We start from the raw sequence: 14,417 nt of genomic DNA on the forward strand, positions 1-14,417 counted from the left end.
GTCTCCAGTGTCACTGAAATTTGCGATCCTCACCTCCCTCAGCGAGCGTGCGGGGACCGGCATCGAACTTGCCCGGCGGTTCGACAAATCCATCGGGTACTTCTGGCCAGCCACGCATCAGCAGATCTACCGCGAGCTCGACCGGCTGGCGTCGGCGGAACTGATCCGCGAGCTACCACAGGAGGGTCCGCCGAAGCGAGGGCAACCCAAGCGGTTCGCGGTGACGGCGAGCGGCCGCGAACTCCTCGAAAACTGGATCGGCGAGGACGACGAGCCAGAGCCGACGCGATCGACCCTCGCCGTCCGGGTGCGAGCCGCGGCCGTGACGGGCAGGACCAACGAGCTTCGCCGGGCGCTCGACCACCATCGCCGGCGTCGACGGGAGATCCTCCAGAGGTACCTGGATATCGAGCGACGGGACTTCGACGCCGTCGACCCCGCCGACCCGCGCGCAATCCTCCAGCACCGGGTTCTCACGCTCGGGATCGAAGGGGAGCGACTCTGGTTGGACTGGTGCGACACGACCCTCGAGGCGCTCGACGAGCTCTGAACCGACGGGTGACGTCCGCAAGGAACTCTCCGCTCAGCTGACGGTGAGCAGGAGCTTGCCGTGTGAATCCCCGGACTCGAGGTGTGCCAGAGCCTGCGCAGCCCGGGCCAACGGGATCTCGCGGGAAACGCTCGTGGTCACATCGCCGGCCGCGATCATCGGCCAGACGTTATCCACGACCTCCCTGCAGATGCCGGCCTTTCCGCCTGGACCGTCTTCGGGTCGAGCCCGGAGGTTCGTGGCCAGGATGCCCGCCCTCTTGGGGAGAAGCCTGCCCAGGTTGAGCTCGGCCTTCACTCCGCCCTGGAGCCCGATCACGATGAGGCGACCGTCCGCCGCCAGCGACGCGACATTCCGCTCGAGGTACTTCGCGCCAATCACATCCAGGATCAGGTCGACGCCACGGCCCCTCTCGTCGTCGTCGGTCCATTCTCCTACACGCTCGACAAAGTCCTCCTCCCGGTAGTCGATCACCAGTTCCGCGCCCAGGTCCCGGCACTTCTGCGCCTTCTCAGGACCGCCGCACGTGGTGGCGACCCGGGCGCCGAGAGCGCGGCACACCTGGATCGCGTGCGATCCGATCCCGCCCGCGCCGCCGTGGATCAGGACACGCGGCGGGCCCAGAGCGAGGTCGCCCCAGTGGGCATCAGAGGTGAGGGGTCCGCGTCCCAGTCCGCCCGTCATGACGAGGTTGGACCACACGGTGCACGCCACCTCAGGCAGCGTCGCAGCCTCGTGCAACGACACCCCGACGGGCACCGGCATCACCTGTCCGGTCGGCACGGCGACCTTCTCGGCGTACCCGCCGCCGGCGAGGAGGGCGCACACCTCGTCACCGATCGCCAGGCCCTCGACGCCCTCGCCGACAGCGGAGATGCGGCCCGAGCACTCCAGGCCCAGGACCTCCGACGCGCCGGGTGGCGGTGGGTAGTGGCCCTTCGTCTGCAGCAGGTCTGCGCGGTTGACAGCGGTCGCGGCGATGTCGATCACCACCTCGCCGTGTCCGGGGATGGGATCCTCGACCTCGGTGAGGGTGAGGGAGTCGGGACCGTTGGTGTACTCGATGGCCTTCATGCCTTCTGACGGTAGCCGCGTCGACGGAGGAGCGTGTCCGCGAACGATGTCCCGGTTCGGCTGACCCGGCCCGGACTGGTTGTGCGAGCGGCGGGTCAACTAGCATGGGCTGCGCCGTGCAGGGTGGTTCCACGTGGAACCACGCGGCCGCGTGTGTCGCGGTCGACGGTGGGGAAGTGTGGCAGAGCGGCCGAATGCACTCGCCTTGAAAGCGAGCGTGCCTAAACAGCACCGGGGGTTCAAATCCCTCCACTTCCGCCAATGTGATGTCCTGGATCGTCGGTTGCAGACGGTCCGGGACATCACTCGTTTGCAGTGGCGTCCCCTTGCGCAGCCGCGCCGCTCAGAGTCATCGGGCCCCGATATATCGCGTCCAGATGATTCTGGAGGGCGCGGCTGTGGGTGGGCGGGCCTGGGGCGCGGCTGTGGGTGGGCGGGCCGGGGCGCGGCCGGGTGTCGCCGGGAGGTCAGCCGGCGGTGGTCTCGTTGAGTGCGGCGGCGGCGACGTGGCGGATGATCTCGAGCACACGTGGGTAGGCGCGGGAGTCGCTGGAGACGATCGACGCGTGGTCCTGCTCATCGAGCTCGACCAACTTCGCTTTGCCGCCGGCTCTGTTCACGGCTTCCACGTAGCGGCGGGAGTTCTCTGGCGCGACAGTGGTGTCGTTGGTGCCGTGAATCGCGACCACCGGAGTACTCGGATCGATGTTCTGAATGGGATCGACCATCGTGTAGCGATCCGACTTCTCCTCCGGGGTCCCGCCGAGGGCGGTCGCTATGCGCCCGTCGCCGTGCGTCGCCGCGTATGTCAGGTCCAGGGGTCCGGCAATACTGACGACACGGGTCGGGCGGAACTCGGGGTTCGCGCCCACCTCGTCGTCGTCCAACTGGTGCCGGGTGCCACTCCACACGGCGAGTTGCGCGCCGACACCGTGGCCCACCACCACCTCGTCCTCGGTGGTGATCTGCGGAAACTTCTTGTCCACTTCCACCACGTGGTCCAGGGCGGATGCGACATCGAGGTACATGGTGGGCCAGGCGGCACCGGAGCCGATCCCGCGGTATTCGATGTTGTAGACCGCCACCCCGCGATGAGCCAGCTCGCGGGCGAGCGGAGCGAACGTGTCCGCGTCCACATTGCTCGCCCACGCGCCTCCGTGGAGGAGCACTGTCAGAGGGATGGAGTCGACGTCCTGGTCACCTGCCGGCAGGTACAGGTCGGCCCAGTTGTGCTCGGGGTCGCCGTCGTCATGGGTGGGGTACTCAAACCGCTGAACGGTGACTTCGTCAAGTCGGGCAGGCCTATCCGGCTCAGTGATGCGGACCGGCGCCGCGCCACCGGTGATGCAGCCCGAGGTGACTACCGCGACCATCGCCAGCGAGAGACCGGCAGAGGCGGAGCGTGAAAGTGGTCTCCGCTGCGCCACGCGCATGACCTCCTCGGCAACTTGACCGTCAACTACAGCTGTTTGCGTACGAGATCCGGAGCCAAGCTGATCATGCTCGCTCGGCATGATGCAACGTCGATCTTAAATTTGCCGACGGAAAAAATGGAATCCGCCTGCTGGGGCGGGGGTGAGCACCACAGTGATCATCGGCCAGTGCCAGCGGTGTGCGTGGTCAGCGGATCACCCGGATACGCCCGGTGCCCGGAGAACTCAGCGGACCATCGTCGGCGACGTATTGGAGCAGGGCGTCGATATCGGTCATTCCGGACTCCCGGCGTTCGCCGTTCTCGGCGAACGGGGAGCCGTTCCACTCGGGGGAGGACAGGAACTCGTTGACCAGAACGGTGTACTGCTGCTGCGGGTCGAGGGGGGCGCCGTCGAGCAGAACCTCAGTGACCCGCCGTCCCTCAGGGAGGCGGGTGTCCACTGTGTAGAGCACGTTTGAGGACACGGCCGGACCGTTCCGGCCGACGTCGTCAGCGAAGTGGTTGAACGCAGCGTAGAGCTGCTCGCCGGTGAGCGTGACCAGGTAGAGGCGGTCCCCGTACGGTTGGACATTGTGGAGGGTCGCGTAGTCCAACGGCCCTTGCGGCAGGTCCACGAGAAGCGAATCAGGATTGGATAATGCGAGCTGCGCGCCCCGGCCACGGGCAGTTGCGAGCTGGCCGTCGGCGATAAGGTTGGCCAGCGGCGATTCTCCGTTGGCGTCCATCGTGAGCGGGACAGGCTCAACCGCGGAGCCGACCGTCTCGCGGGCCTTTGGAGCGGCGGCGGCCCGGGCCTGGCGAAGGAGCTCCTCAGTGCCGTGGTCAGGTTCGATATCGAGGTTGACGGTCTGGTTGAACACGGAGGTCTGGGGGCGGATCACCTCACCGGTGGAGGAGTCCACGGCGAGATCGACCACGGTGACCGAGCGGCCGTGGGAGGCGGGAGCCACCACCACCCGTTCGTCGCTGTTGGAGTCGAAGACCCGGCAGGTGGCGGGTCCGCCGGATGCGCCCACGATGAGTGCGTCCACTTCCGGGTTGATGCGCTTGACCAGGTCGAGCTCGGTGAGCTCTTCGGGGCAGGCGCCGGGGTCGAGGTTGCCGTGAACGGCTTCGGTCTGCACCATCGCGACGATCGTCTCCACGCCGAGGAACTGCAGCGCGTCGACGGCCTCGTCGATCGCGCGGGCCGGGTCGGACAGCCTGGTGGTGGTCGCCGCGGAAGAATCTGACGGCAGCGTCACCGCTACCACCCCCACACGGATGTCATCGACCCGGTGAATGGCGAACGGGAACGTGGCTGTCGCGTCGGGAGACGGGATGACGTTGGAGGCCAGGAACGGGAAGGCCGCGCCCCGGAACGGTGGGAGCGGTGGGTCGACGCGACACTCCTGCTCGGTCCGGCATGAGGGCCTCACGAGTGAGCGGACGTGGTCCGCGCCTTTCTCGAGCTCGCGCCGTCCGATGCCGGCGCCGCTCACGCCCAGGCGGTTGAAGAACTCGATGGTCGGACGATCGCCCAGGAGGGCGGTTTCGGGCGCGGTCCCGCCGATCGAATCGCCGGTGGCCAAGAGGAGGGAATCGTTGGATTGCGCGCGGAGCTTCTCGATCGTCGCGGCGAGGTGCGGTCCGCCACCGGCCGGGCGCACGTTGCCTGACCCGTCGCGGAGTTCGCCCTGGAAACCCACGGGTCGGGCGAGTGCACCGGAGAATTCGCCGATGCCCAGTATCCGTACAGTCTTGGTCTCTGCCGGGGGGCTCCATGGGCGGCCGGTTTCGCCGGTCTGGGCAGCACCTCTGGGAGCGGTGACGAGAGTGAGGATCAGGACACCCACAGCTATCAGCACAAACGTCACAAGCGAGGCGTGGCGGAACAGCTGGTTCGGAAAGGTGCGGGTCTGCGAGTTGCGGCTGGCTGTCCAGGTGTTTCGGCGAGATGTCCCGCTGCGGGAATCGCGGCCCGGGGGGTGGGCCGCCGCAGAGTTCACCTCACGCGCTGAACCCAGCTGAAGCAATCTGACTCCTCATGTGCCGGCCCGGTGGCGGGCTCGACTAGGTGAGGGGCGTGACGACGCGCGCTCCCCGGAACCTCGCCCATGGTGCCCTCGGGAGGTCACGGGACCCCGCCGGGAGGGTCACATTACGGTCACGAATTCCCTGGCCGCGGCTAAAAAGCGGTCGTTTTCGCCAGGACTGCCTATGGATACCCGTACCCCCTGGCCGCTGAAGCGACGGATGATCACCAATCGCTCGCGGCAGTGCGCGTCGAATCTATCGGAATCCTGGCCGAGCGGCAGCCACACGAAGTTGGCCTGCGTGTCGGGAACGGTGTGCCCGAGGTCGAGCAGCGCGTCGCGTACCCGGAGGCGTTCGGCCACCACGGCGTCGGTCCGGGTGCGCAGCTCGTCGCCGGCCTCGAGGCAGGCGATGGCCGCGGACTGGGCCAGGGAGCTCACCGAGAACGGGACGGTCATCTTGGCCACCGGAACAACCAGTTCGCTGGGGCCAACCAGATAGCCCACCCGCAGACCGGCCAGGCCGTACGCCTTGGAGAACGTGCGCAGCGAGACCACGTTGGGCCGAGCCCTCGCCTCGGCGACCCCGTCCACGGGATCCTCCGAGCGCATGTACTCGAAGTACGCCTCGTCCAGCGCCACGGTGACCCGCTCGGGGACGCGGTCGAGGAAAGCAGTCAGATCGGTGCGACTGATTGCCGGCCCCGTCGGGTTGTTAGGCGTGCACACAAAGATCAGACGTGTCCGGTCGGTGACGGAATCCGCGATCGCATCCAGGTCCAGGGACCCGTCCGTCCGGTTGGGCACCTGCACGGGGACGGCGTGGGCGATGCGGGAGATGATCGGGTACGCCTCGAACGACCGCCAGCCAAAGATCACCTCGTCGCCGGGCGCGCACACCGCCTGCACCAGTTGTTGGCACAGGGCCACGGAGCCGCAGCCGGAGGTGACGTTCTCTGGGGCGACGCCCAGGAACTCACCGAGCTTCTCCGCGAGCGCCCGTGCCGTGATGTCCGGGTACCGGTTGGCTCCGGCGGCGGCCTCGGCGATCGCGGTCGCCACGCTCGGCAGTGGTCCGGCGGTGGTCTCGTTGGACGCCAGCTTCACCGCTCCGGGCACGGTCGCGCCGGGGACGTAGGCGGGGATGTCGTCGAGGTCGGTACGCACGTCGGGGGACATGAGTACAGACTAGGACCAGCGGATTACCGAAGGGTGTCGGGCCGTTTTGCGCACTGGCTCGGGCAGTGTGTACTGTTATCCCTCGTTGGCTCAGCAGAGCCTCCAGGAGGCGTGCCAGAGCGGCCGAATGGGACTCACTGCTAATGAGTTGTCCTCCTAAAAGGGGACCGGAGGTTCAAATCCTCTCGCCTCCGCCATGTCGGAGATCCGGGTGACCGGTGATCTGGCACGACAGATGAATATGCGCCCGTAGCTCAACGGATAGAGCACTTGACTACGGATCAAGAGGTTAGGGGTTCGAATCCCTTCGGGCGCACAGTAGAATGCCCCCGCCGGGTCCGGTGGGGGCGTTCGTCTTCTCGGCGGCGGGGGTCGTCGTCGGCGTCGAAGTGGGCGGCGCGGCCCGCGTCCGTCAGCGCCGTTCCAGCACCACCACCGGGATCACCCGATCTGTCCTCTTCTCGTATTCGAGGTACGGAGGGTAGAGCTCCGCCATCGCCGCCCACAGTCGCGCTCGTTCATCGCCGTCGGCCACGCGCGCGGTCACCTCGATGTGCTCGGAGCCCACCTGGATCGCGACGCTCGGCTCGGCCGTGAGGTTGTGAAACCAGCCTGGGTGGGTCGGTGCTCCGCCCTTGGAGGCGATCACCACGTAGGAGCCGTCGAACTCGCCGTAGATCAGCGGCATGGTGAGGGTCCGGCCGGTGCGGCGACCGCGGGTGGTCAGCAGAAGGGTGGGCGTGTTCTCGTACCCTCCGACCGCGCTGGCGTCGAACAGTCGCGCTTTCTCCGGGTCGGCCGCGTATTGGTCGAGATGGTTCCTGATCCACTTGGGAAGTGGCGGCGCGTCGGTCTGGTCGTGTGTGCTCATGGTTCCAGTGTCCTCCGACTGCGCCGTCTGCGCCGATCGACCCGACCACCGCATCGAGACACGCGGTCGCGAATCATCAATCGCATTCGCGCATCCGGGTTGCGCGCGCAGGAACGTGATCACCGGCCTCAGTGCGCTCTCGAACCGTGTTCCTATGGGCCGGAGAGTTTTGACGTTGCCAGCGTGAAATTCCAATCAATTTTGCGCAGTGGCGACGACAAAACCCGTTGATCGCGGGGGTGACCGGTACGACGACGACGACAACGACGACGACAACGACGACGACAACGACGACCGCGCCGCTAGCCCGGAACTGAGCCCGTCGGCGGCGGATTGTCCACGCTGTTTCGGAACCAGTTGAACGACTCGGCGGCCCTACTCGACCGTCGAGCCCAATTCGACGGCCTCGATCCCGCCGGTGCCGAGGATCGCTTCGGCGGTACTCCGGTTGCAGCCGAGCATCGAGAATCCCCAGTCGATGTCTGTCGTCAGGAGCCATTCCCGCCCGTCCGGCCAGAGGGCGTCGACGCCGTGCGCCCGCCCGTAGGCGAGGTCCGCCATGGCGGGAACGCCTGCCACCGTCGTCTGGACCACGGGCATGGTGCGCAGGACCGTCACCTCGGGCGAGCAGATCTGCGAAGCCGGGACCACGGTGAGTTCGGGATTGAAGCTCGCGCTCGGGTCCGTGGAGTAAGAGGTCACGGAGTGGTCGGGGCCCGGCCCGTATGAGTCCCAGGCCAGGCTTCCGGTATCGAAGATTGCTCCGAACGCCACATTCGGTGTCGAGGTGTTGCGGGCGAGAACCTCGAAGAGAGGGCCGAGCTCTCCAAGTCCTTCCGCGCCGTCGCGGGGCCACCCGAAGCGGTCATCGCTGGCGTCAAACGGGTCCTGGGGTGGAGCTTTGGCGTCTGTGACCGCGATTTCCCACCACATCGACGACGGCGATATCGCCACGCCGTTCGCTCTGGCGACCTCGTCCCAGGAAACCGCTCGCGTATCGGTGTGACCTGGGTGGCGAATCAGAAGCGATGCCTCAAAACCTCCCGATTTTGGGCCGGCGGTATTGGCGACGGGGCCAGTGGGCATGTTGACGAACTCTCGGTGCTCCCGGACCCAATCGCTGTGCGGGTCACTGGAGAGGGGGTGGATACCGCAGCGTAGGAAGTGTGCCCAGTCCCGGCCTTCAGCGTCGAGGTAGGCGAGTAGGAGATCGGTCGTACGGGTCGGCAGATCGGATTCGATCCTGATCTCTGAACCCTCGTCGGAACCGTAGGGCTCAATTGCTATCGCCACCTCGGCCCCACGGGAGTCGCGGAGTTCAAGACGCAGGGGCTGACGGGCGACAACGGAGTAGGTGCGGGCTGGCCGGGTGTGACGACGCTGCCGCCGCATCTCGGACCGTGCCCACGAACTGAAGTTGCTCGGCGACGGTTCGCTGCGGGAGCGACGAACCCGGGCGGAACGGATCGGCCACTGGACGGTGTCTCCCGCGCGTAGCGGCGGTGTCGGCGCCAGTCGGTAGCGGGCAGCGATCCCGGGATCGGCGAAGGCACGAAAGCCGGCGTGAAAGTAGGGGGAGCCGATCAACGCGTCAACGGTCGCGGGATCCAGATCCACGGTGACGTGGTGCAACGGCATATGGCTCACGGTAGCGGCGAAGCAGGACACTTGGCGCAGGCGGCGGAGTCAGTCTTCACCACAGCCGACCCGGGCGTGCGAGCACTTGAGGGAACCACCTCGAAAGTGACCGGTACTCGTACGGTTACGTCCTCTAGGGCCAGGCCCTCCGGGGTGCGGAGGTCCGTGCGGGGGTGGGGTGACCGGTACGACGACGACAAGGTCGGTCGCTTCGTAGCCTCAGCACATGCCCGCTCCGGCCCGAGACGCCTTTCGCCGCAACGGCAGCCATCTGGCGTCGGTGGCTCTGGTCATCATGTGGAGTTCGGGCTTCGTGGGGGCCGAGCTTGGAATCCGGTCCGGAGGCACTCCACTACAATTGTTGAGTTGGCGCTTCTCGGTTCTGGCTGTGCTGCTGCTGACCGGCTGCATGGTGTTCAGAGTAAATCTGACGGATCGCCGGGCATGGGGTCGGCAGGCGATACTGGGGCTGCTCAGCCAAGCCAGCTTCCTGTTCCTGATCTTCGAGGGTGTCAACCGCGGCGTCAATGGCGGGACCGCGGCCCTCATCGCATCTCTTCAGCCCCTGCTGGTGGCCACGGTGGCAGGGAAGATCTTGGGTGAACGGATCACGCCGGTCATGTGGGTCGGCATGGTGCTCGGTGTCGCGGGCGTGGCGGTGGTGGTCTCGGGAGACCTGGGCAACGGCTCGGCGCAGTGGTGGGCCTATCTGTTCCCGGCGGCCGGGATGCTCAGTTTGACCACCGGCACCGTTCTCACCCAGAGGCTCAGGCCCACAGAGACGCTGCTGCAATCCATCACCATGCAGATGGTGGTCACGGCTATCGCCTTGGTCATGATCTCGGTGGTGGCCGGGCAGGCGGCGGTCCCAGTTGAGATCGACTTCTGGGTAGCGGTGCTGTGGCTGGTATTCCTTTCTACGCTTGGCGGCTACGCCCTGTTCGTCTATGTGACCCGCACGCGCGGCGCCACCGTCGCCAGCGTGCTGCTCTACCTCACCCCGCCCACGACCATGGTCTGGGTGTGGCTCATGTTCGGTGTCCCGATCACCGTCCCGGCGGTGGCAGGAATGGCCATCAGCGCGGTCGGGGTGGTCCTGGTGCTGCGATTCCGTCCGATCGGGCCAAGTGGGCAGGCCCGGCTAGGGCGCTGACCCGGACCAGGTTGCGGAAACGCAGAAAAATATGGGCGTTTTAGCATCGCGAACTGAGGTGGCGATTAGCATCTGTAGCCACGTCACCTAGCAGTAACGGCCCGCCGCGCCGGACTCACTACGAGAAGAGATCACGATGGCTATCGCGAGGATTCAGGACAATCACCCAGGCTCGGACGAAGACTCGCGAGACGGTAGTGCTTCGACGCGGCGTCGCTCACGACTCGGTGCGATCCGAGCAGCGGTGGCCACAGCCTCGGCAGTCATGTTGGGACTCGGCGCGGCCGCGCCCGCGGCAGCCGATCCCGCCCAGGGGCCCCTGCCCGTCCCGTTCTCCATCCAGGCGGGCGTACTTGCGAGCCTCGATCCCATGAAGCCGCCGCCGGGAGCGAACGACTGGGACTGCAAGCCCAGCCCGGAGCGGCCTCGCCCGGTTGTGTTGGTTAATCCGACTGTCACCACACAGGCTCTGGCCTGGCAGGCTGGCGCCCCACTGCTGAGCAACGCCGGCTACTGCGTGTTCACTTTCAACTACGGCAACATCACTCCCGACCCGAACTTCCCGGCGCAGGCTCTCGGTGACATCCCCGCCGGTGCCCAGACCCTGGCGGACACCGTCGATCGGGTTCTGGCGGCCACCGGGGCAGCCGAAGTGGATCTCGTCGGGCACTCCCAGGGCGGCGGAATCACTCCTGACTACTATCTGAAATTCCTCGGTGGAGCCGAGAAGGTTCACACCAAAGTCGGTATCTCGCCATCGACGGGCACCACTCTGAGCACGATCGCGTTCCTGCGGTCGCTGATTCCGATCATCGGCCCAGCTGTGTACGGGAGCATCGAAGGCACCACCCCGGCTCTGATCCAGCAGGTTTTCGACTCCGATGTCGCGCGCCAGGTGTACCCGGACGGCGCGGTGGGGATACCGGGCGTGGAGATGGTCAGCATCGTCAGCGAGTACGACCAGGTTGTCACCCCCTTCGTCCGCCAGTACTACGCAGGGCCCAATGTGACAAACATCCACCTGCAGGATGGTTGCGCCGAAGACATGTCCGAGCATGTGGCGACCCTGTACAGCGAGCGCGCCTTGCGGTTCGCGCTGAACGCCCTCGAGCCCGGCGATCCCGCCCCGGTGGCCTGCTTCCCGGTCGCGCCCTTCGCCCCATGGGTCGAGTAGAGCCGCGGTCGCGTTCGAATTATCGATCTGCTCGAGTAAAGGGTGTTGGAGTGACTGACTCGCGAATCGTCAAGGACGCTCAGGAGCTTCAGGCCGCTATCGACGACGGCGCCCGCGTCATCGAGATCTCAGGCGCCATCTCCGGTAGTCCACGGATCGTTCTCGCACCCGGCGTGACCCTCAGAGGAGGGCGGCTCGAATTCGGGTCAAAGGGGGTGATGCTGACCAGGGACAACACTCTGGAGGACGTCCAGGTGGTGGTTCCCGAGCACGAGGTGGCGATTTACGCCGACACCACCCAGCAGGACTGGGGCACCGTGACACTGCGTGGGGTGACCACCGTCGGGCAGGTGGCGATCATCGCTACGGACGCGGTCCGTTCCGGACATGTCGAGATTGACGGACTCACGGTGCGGGCCGCTGACCTGCGGGGTCGTGTCGACCGGCCGCGAGGGTTCGGCGTCGAGGCGATGCAGGGCGGGTTGACGGTATGGACTCGCCAATCAGACCCGGCAGTGGAGATCACCGCGGAGATCTCGAACGTGTCCGCGGGGTCAGAGCGGACTCCGATACAGGGAAGTGGTGTCTTTGTCGGCGGCCACGGGACGGATGACGGGAAGGCCTCCGGTGGAACCCTGAAGCTGACTTCGCTGACCACAGGTGAGATCTACACCGACGGCGGCATCGCCGAAGGCACCCCGGATCTCATCAGCGGCGGTGTCTTTGTCATCAGCGGAGCGATCGTGGACACCGTTGATAACTACGGGCCTGTCACCACGCTCGGGCAGAACGACATGGTGCTCGACAACTGGGGTGATGTGACCACGTGGACCGCGCACCAACCGGTCGTCTCTCACGGCCCCAGTGGTATCGGATTCGTCAACTTCAGCGATATCGTCACGTTGGAGGTCCGCGCATCGATTCAGACCTACGGGAAGGGCGCACGCGGTTTCAACCTCTACGACGGCTCCCTCGGCGAGGCAACCTTTGAGTCGATCGAAACCCACGGTGACGGATCTATCGGGGTGCAGCTCTCCCGCCCGTTGCCCAAGCTCACCATTTCGCGCGACCTGTCGACGCGGGGCGGAGAGGGACTGAGCCTGGTCAAGGGTGTGCAGACCACCCTGAAAGCGATAGCTCTCAGCGTCCAACCCGGTGGCTCGGTGGGCGAGTTGACCGTTGGCGGTGCGATCACCACCTCCGGTGACGAGGTGGTGTCTGTCGAGCTCGCGGATGCGGTGGGCCGCTGGGATGTCCGCCAGGGGATCAAGGCCCTGGGCCGCGGGTCCGACGGGGTGCACTACACCGGCGAGGGCTCTGCGCCGACCGGGGTCGCGATCTCCGCCGAACAGGGGGAGGAAATAGTGGCGGGGCCGGCACAGCCCTAGACCCGGACGTCGGTCTGCCGGGGGCGGTTCGACCCCTTCAGGCTGGTTGCCGCACCTTGTCGGGTTCGGGGCCCGTTGCCTGTTGTCGCCGAACCCGTAAAGTGAGTTCCGTCCGCGGCCGCTCGAGGCCGACGCTCGACCGTATCGCCGCCAAAGGAGACCTTTCCGCCCATGAGTAACCGATCCACCGGTCACAAGAGCACCAAGGTCCTGCAGACCTCGTCCAACCGGGGCATGCTCATCACGATCCTCGCGTTGGTCGCGATAGCCGTACTGGTCCTCGGCGGCGTGATCTTCTACGCCAAAAGCAGTGGAGAATCGAACCCGATCACGTTCGGGCAGACAGCCGACCCCCAGGTCGAGATCACGAGCACCGGCGTGATCGCCGTGGGTGAACAGGCCGCCCCGACGATTCAGGTATGGGAGGACTACATGTGCCCGGCCTGTGGCAATTTTGAAGCTCAGTACGGCGAAGAGATCGCGTCCGCTGTCGAGGACGGGCAGCTGAGGGCGGAATTCCACACTCTGAACTTCCTCGACCGGTCCTCCGGTTCGGGCGAGTACTCGACGCGCGCACTGGCCGCCATCCAGTGCGTGGCGGCCAACGAGTCGGTCTCAACGCTGCTGGACGTCAAGAACGCCTTCTTCGCCCAGCAGCCCGCTGAGGGCGGGGGGGACCTCAGCGCCAAGGAACTTGCCGACATCGCCGCCACCGCCGGTGCTGACGGCGACGCGGTCGAGTGCATCGGCAACGTTCAGACCAACGGGGGTATGGATAAGGCCTCCGACACCGCTGATAATGCCCAGGACTCCATCCGCGAGATCACCAGCAATGTGTCCACCCCGACCGTCGCCTACAACGGCGAGGTCGTGGAGATCGGCAATGCGAGCTGGCTCCAGGACATTCTCGCCGACGCCCGGTAGTCCCGCGGGCGCATCGTCCGGGTCCACGGCTCCCGCCGCTTGAGTAGTCGCGGCGGGAGCCGGGGGGTGAGCAGGCGGGTCAGGCGGCGACGTTCACCATTGACCGGACCGTGTCCCGGGTGTCGAACTGGTCGAGGATCGCCCGGGCCATGTCCTCGCCGGAAATCCAGGTGTGGTCCTCACCATCTCGGGGTGCCAGGGGTGTCTCACCGCCGAGCCGGTACGAACCGACAACCCGCTGATCAGGCACCTTCGCGCCGTACCAGTTCGGCGGCGTGAGATAAGTCCACGCGAGCTCGTCATCGCGGGCCTGGAGATCGTCGGCGATCGCACCCAGGACCTCGTACGAGCGGTGATCGGTGCTGCCGTCGTCCGGCCAGTTCTCAATCTGTCGCTTCCCATCGGATCCGTGCAGCGAGCTCCAGCCGCCCATGACCACGACCCGGGCCTCGCGGGGCACCTGATCTGCGATGTCCGCGTAGAGTCCGCGCAGCTGCTCGAGCATGGCCCCGGCCGGGGACATAGCCAGAAGAACGGCGTCAGCACCCTCGAGGGCCTGGGCGCGCACCTCCGGATCGCCGGCGTCACCGGTGATTACCGTGACGCCCTCTGTCTGCGTTTTCGGTTCGTGACGGGCGACCGCGACGACGTCGATCCCGCGCCGCACGGCTTCAGTGATCACGTGACTTCCGGTGAAGCCGGTTCCTCCAAAGACGACAAGTCTGGTCATCGCACTACTCCTTCGATCGAAGAACATTTGAATGCGCTGATGCCATTCTCGCCAGCCTGGGGTCTGGTCGCCACCCCTGCCCGCGGATCCCGCGCGGCGATGAGTCCATGGACGTCGAGGCCCGTGTGAGAGATGATCCGGAGATGAATCCCCAGCAACCCGACCTGCACCGAATTCTCTCCGACCTCGATGCGCGTCTCGCACACGTCACCGCGGAAGTCGCGCAGGTCCGCGCCGGTCTCTCGGCGATCGGTCAGCAGGTCGGGCCACCGCCGGCGCCAGGGCC

14 protein-coding genes and 3 tRNA genes are annotated in these 14,417 nt (G+C 66.4%); 9 read left to right on the top strand and 8 right to left on the bottom strand.

Going from position 1 to position 14,417, the window contains the following annotated elements; all coding sequences use genetic code 11:
* The first annotated feature begins 7 nt into the window (after nucleotides 1-7).
* The gene (locus tag ON04_RS02155) at nucleotides 8-550 is read left to right on the top strand and encodes a PadR family transcriptional regulator (protein ID WP_010539933.1); all 543 of its coding nucleotides are present in this window, start codon (nucleotides 8-10) and stop codon (nucleotides 548-550) included.
* A 33-nt stretch (nucleotides 551-583) separates the two neighbouring features.
* On the opposite strand, the gene ON04_RS02160 is transcribed toward ON04_RS02155, so the two are convergent.
* The gene (locus ON04_RS02160; RefSeq protein ID WP_010539934.1) at nucleotides 584-1,624 is read right to left on the bottom strand and encodes an NAD(P)H-quinone oxidoreductase; all 1,041 of its coding nucleotides are present in this window, start codon (nucleotides 1,622-1,624) and stop codon (nucleotides 584-586) included.
* A 172-nt stretch (nucleotides 1,625-1,796) separates the two neighbouring features.
* Between ON04_RS02160 and ON04_RS02165 the strand changes: the two genes are divergently transcribed.
* A tRNA-Ser gene (locus tag ON04_RS02165) sits at nucleotides 1,797-1,885 on the top strand.
* 206 nt (nucleotides 1,886-2,091) lie between these two features.
* Here ON04_RS02165 and ON04_RS02170 read toward each other — a convergent pair.
* The 3 genes from ON04_RS02170 to ON04_RS02180 all read right to left on the bottom strand — a co-directional run bounded on the left by ON04_RS02170 (nucleotide 2,092) and on the right by ON04_RS02180 (nucleotide 6,253).
* Nucleotides 2,092-3,057, bottom strand: a complete 966-nt coding sequence (locus ON04_RS02170; RefSeq protein ID WP_010539935.1) for an alpha/beta hydrolase family protein — start codon at nucleotides 3,055-3,057, stop codon at nucleotides 2,092-2,094.
* A 187-nt stretch (nucleotides 3,058-3,244) separates the two neighbouring features.
* Complete coding sequence (locus ON04_RS02175; RefSeq protein ID WP_238529207.1) at nucleotides 3,245-4,915, bottom strand: bifunctional metallophosphatase/5'-nucleotidase; 1,671 nt, start codon at nucleotides 4,913-4,915, stop codon at nucleotides 3,245-3,247.
* A gap of 279 nt (nucleotides 4,916-5,194) precedes the next feature.
* Complete coding sequence (locus ON04_RS02180) at nucleotides 5,195-6,253, bottom strand: pyridoxal phosphate-dependent aminotransferase (protein ID WP_010539937.1); 1,059 nt, start codon at nucleotides 6,251-6,253, stop codon at nucleotides 5,195-5,197.
* A 105-nt stretch (nucleotides 6,254-6,358) separates the two neighbouring features.
* Here ON04_RS02180 and ON04_RS02185 point away from each other — a divergent pair.
* Together ON04_RS02185 and ON04_RS02190 are read left to right on the top strand one after the other, a co-directional pair.
* A tRNA-Ser gene (locus ON04_RS02185) sits at nucleotides 6,359-6,450 on the top strand.
* 46 nt (nucleotides 6,451-6,496) lie between these two features.
* Nucleotides 6,497-6,569, top strand: a tRNA-Arg gene (locus ON04_RS02190).
* A 96-nt stretch (nucleotides 6,570-6,665) separates the two neighbouring features.
* Here the strand turns inward: ON04_RS02190 and ON04_RS02195 are convergent.
* Nucleotides 6,666-7,124, bottom strand: a complete 459-nt coding sequence (locus ON04_RS02195) for a nitroreductase/quinone reductase family protein (protein ID WP_010539938.1) — start codon at nucleotides 7,122-7,124, stop codon at nucleotides 6,666-6,668.
* Nucleotides 7,125-7,332: 208 nt separating this feature from the next.
* Here ON04_RS02195 and ON04_RS16600 point away from each other — a divergent pair, with 208 nt between their 5' ends.
* A complete protein-coding gene (locus ON04_RS16600) occupies nucleotides 7,333-7,485 on the top strand; it encodes a hypothetical protein (RefSeq protein WP_158217808.1) in 153 nt (50 codons plus the stop codon).
* A gap of 14 nt (nucleotides 7,486-7,499) precedes the next feature.
* On the opposite strand, the gene ON04_RS02200 is transcribed toward ON04_RS16600, so the two are convergent.
* Nucleotides 7,500-8,762, bottom strand: a complete 1,263-nt coding sequence (locus ON04_RS02200) for a hypothetical protein (protein ID WP_010539939.1) — start codon at nucleotides 8,760-8,762, stop codon at nucleotides 7,500-7,502.
* Nucleotides 8,763-8,988: 226 nt separating this feature from the next.
* Between ON04_RS02200 and ON04_RS02205 the strand changes: the two genes are divergently transcribed.
* The 4 genes from ON04_RS02205 to ON04_RS02220 all read left to right on the top strand — a co-directional run bounded on the left by ON04_RS02205 (nucleotide 8,989) and on the right by ON04_RS02220 (nucleotide 13,401).
* Nucleotides 8,989-9,915: a DMT family transporter gene (locus tag ON04_RS02205; protein WP_010539940.1), complete on the top strand. Its 927-nt coding sequence runs from the start codon at nucleotides 8,989-8,991 to the stop codon at nucleotides 9,913-9,915.
* A 265-nt stretch (nucleotides 9,916-10,180) separates the two neighbouring features.
* The gene (locus ON04_RS02210) at nucleotides 10,181-11,089 is read left to right on the top strand and encodes an esterase/lipase family protein (RefSeq protein WP_238529208.1); all 909 of its coding nucleotides are present in this window, start codon (nucleotides 10,181-10,183) and stop codon (nucleotides 11,087-11,089) included.
* 50 nt (nucleotides 11,090-11,139) lie between these two features.
* Nucleotides 11,140-12,477, top strand: coding sequence for a hypothetical protein (locus ON04_RS02215; protein WP_010539942.1), 1,338 nt, complete (start codon nucleotides 11,140-11,142; stop codon nucleotides 12,475-12,477).
* Nucleotides 12,478-12,648: 171 nt separating this feature from the next.
* Complete coding sequence (locus ON04_RS02220; RefSeq protein WP_010539943.1) at nucleotides 12,649-13,401, top strand: DsbA family protein; 753 nt, start codon at nucleotides 12,649-12,651, stop codon at nucleotides 13,399-13,401.
* A 79-nt stretch (nucleotides 13,402-13,480) separates the two neighbouring features.
* Here ON04_RS02220 and ON04_RS02225 read toward each other — a convergent pair whose 3' ends face one another.
* Nucleotides 13,481-14,131 carry an NAD(P)-dependent oxidoreductase gene (locus tag ON04_RS02225; RefSeq protein WP_010539944.1) on the bottom strand — a complete coding sequence of 217 codons (651 nt, stop codon included), beginning with the start codon at nucleotides 14,129-14,131 and terminating at the stop codon, nucleotides 13,481-13,483.
* A partial coding sequence (locus tag ON04_RS16605) for a hypothetical protein (RefSeq protein WP_010539945.1) occupies nucleotides 14,128-14,417 on the bottom strand: 290 nt, incomplete at its 5' end. The genes ON04_RS16605 and ON04_RS02225, both read right to left, overlap by 4 nt.

The organism is Dietzia alimentaria 72 (genome assembly GCF_000226215.1).
GTDB classification, from domain to species: Bacteria; Actinomycetota; Actinomycetes; order Mycobacteriales; family Mycobacteriaceae; genus Dietzia; species Dietzia alimentaria.

Bases quoted from the DNA above. Each gene is read 5' to 3' on its own strand.
- ON04_RS02160 (WP_010539934.1), bottom strand. From the start codon at position 1,624: ATGAAGGCCATCGAGTACACCAACGGTCCCGACTCCCTCACCCTCACC.
- ON04_RS02170 (WP_010539935.1), bottom strand. From the start codon at position 3,057: ATGCGCGTGGCGCAGCGGAGACCACTTTCACGCTCCGCCTCTGCCGGT.
- ON04_RS02180 (WP_010539937.1), bottom strand. From the start codon at position 6,253: ATGTCCCCCGACGTGCGTACCGACCTCGACGACATCCCCGCCTACGTC.
- ON04_RS02195 (WP_010539938.1), bottom strand. From the start codon at position 7,124: ATGAGCACACACGACCAGACCGACGCGCCGCCACTTCCCAAGTGGATC.
- ON04_RS02200 (WP_010539939.1), bottom strand. From the start codon at position 8,762: ATGCCGTTGCACCACGTCACCGTGGATCTGGATCCCGCGACCGTTGAC.
- ON04_RS02205 (WP_010539940.1), top strand. From the start codon at position 8,989: ATGCCCGCTCCGGCCCGAGACGCCTTTCGCCGCAACGGCAGCCATCTG.
- ON04_RS02210 (WP_238529208.1), top strand. From the start codon at position 10,181: ATGTTGGGACTCGGCGCGGCCGCGCCCGCGGCAGCCGATCCCGCCCAG.
- ON04_RS02220 (WP_010539943.1), top strand. From the start codon at position 12,649: ATGAGTAACCGATCCACCGGTCACAAGAGCACCAAGGTCCTGCAGACC.
- ON04_RS02225 (WP_010539944.1), bottom strand. From the start codon at position 14,131: ATGACCAGACTTGTCGTCTTTGGAGGAACCGGCTTCACCGGAAGTCAC.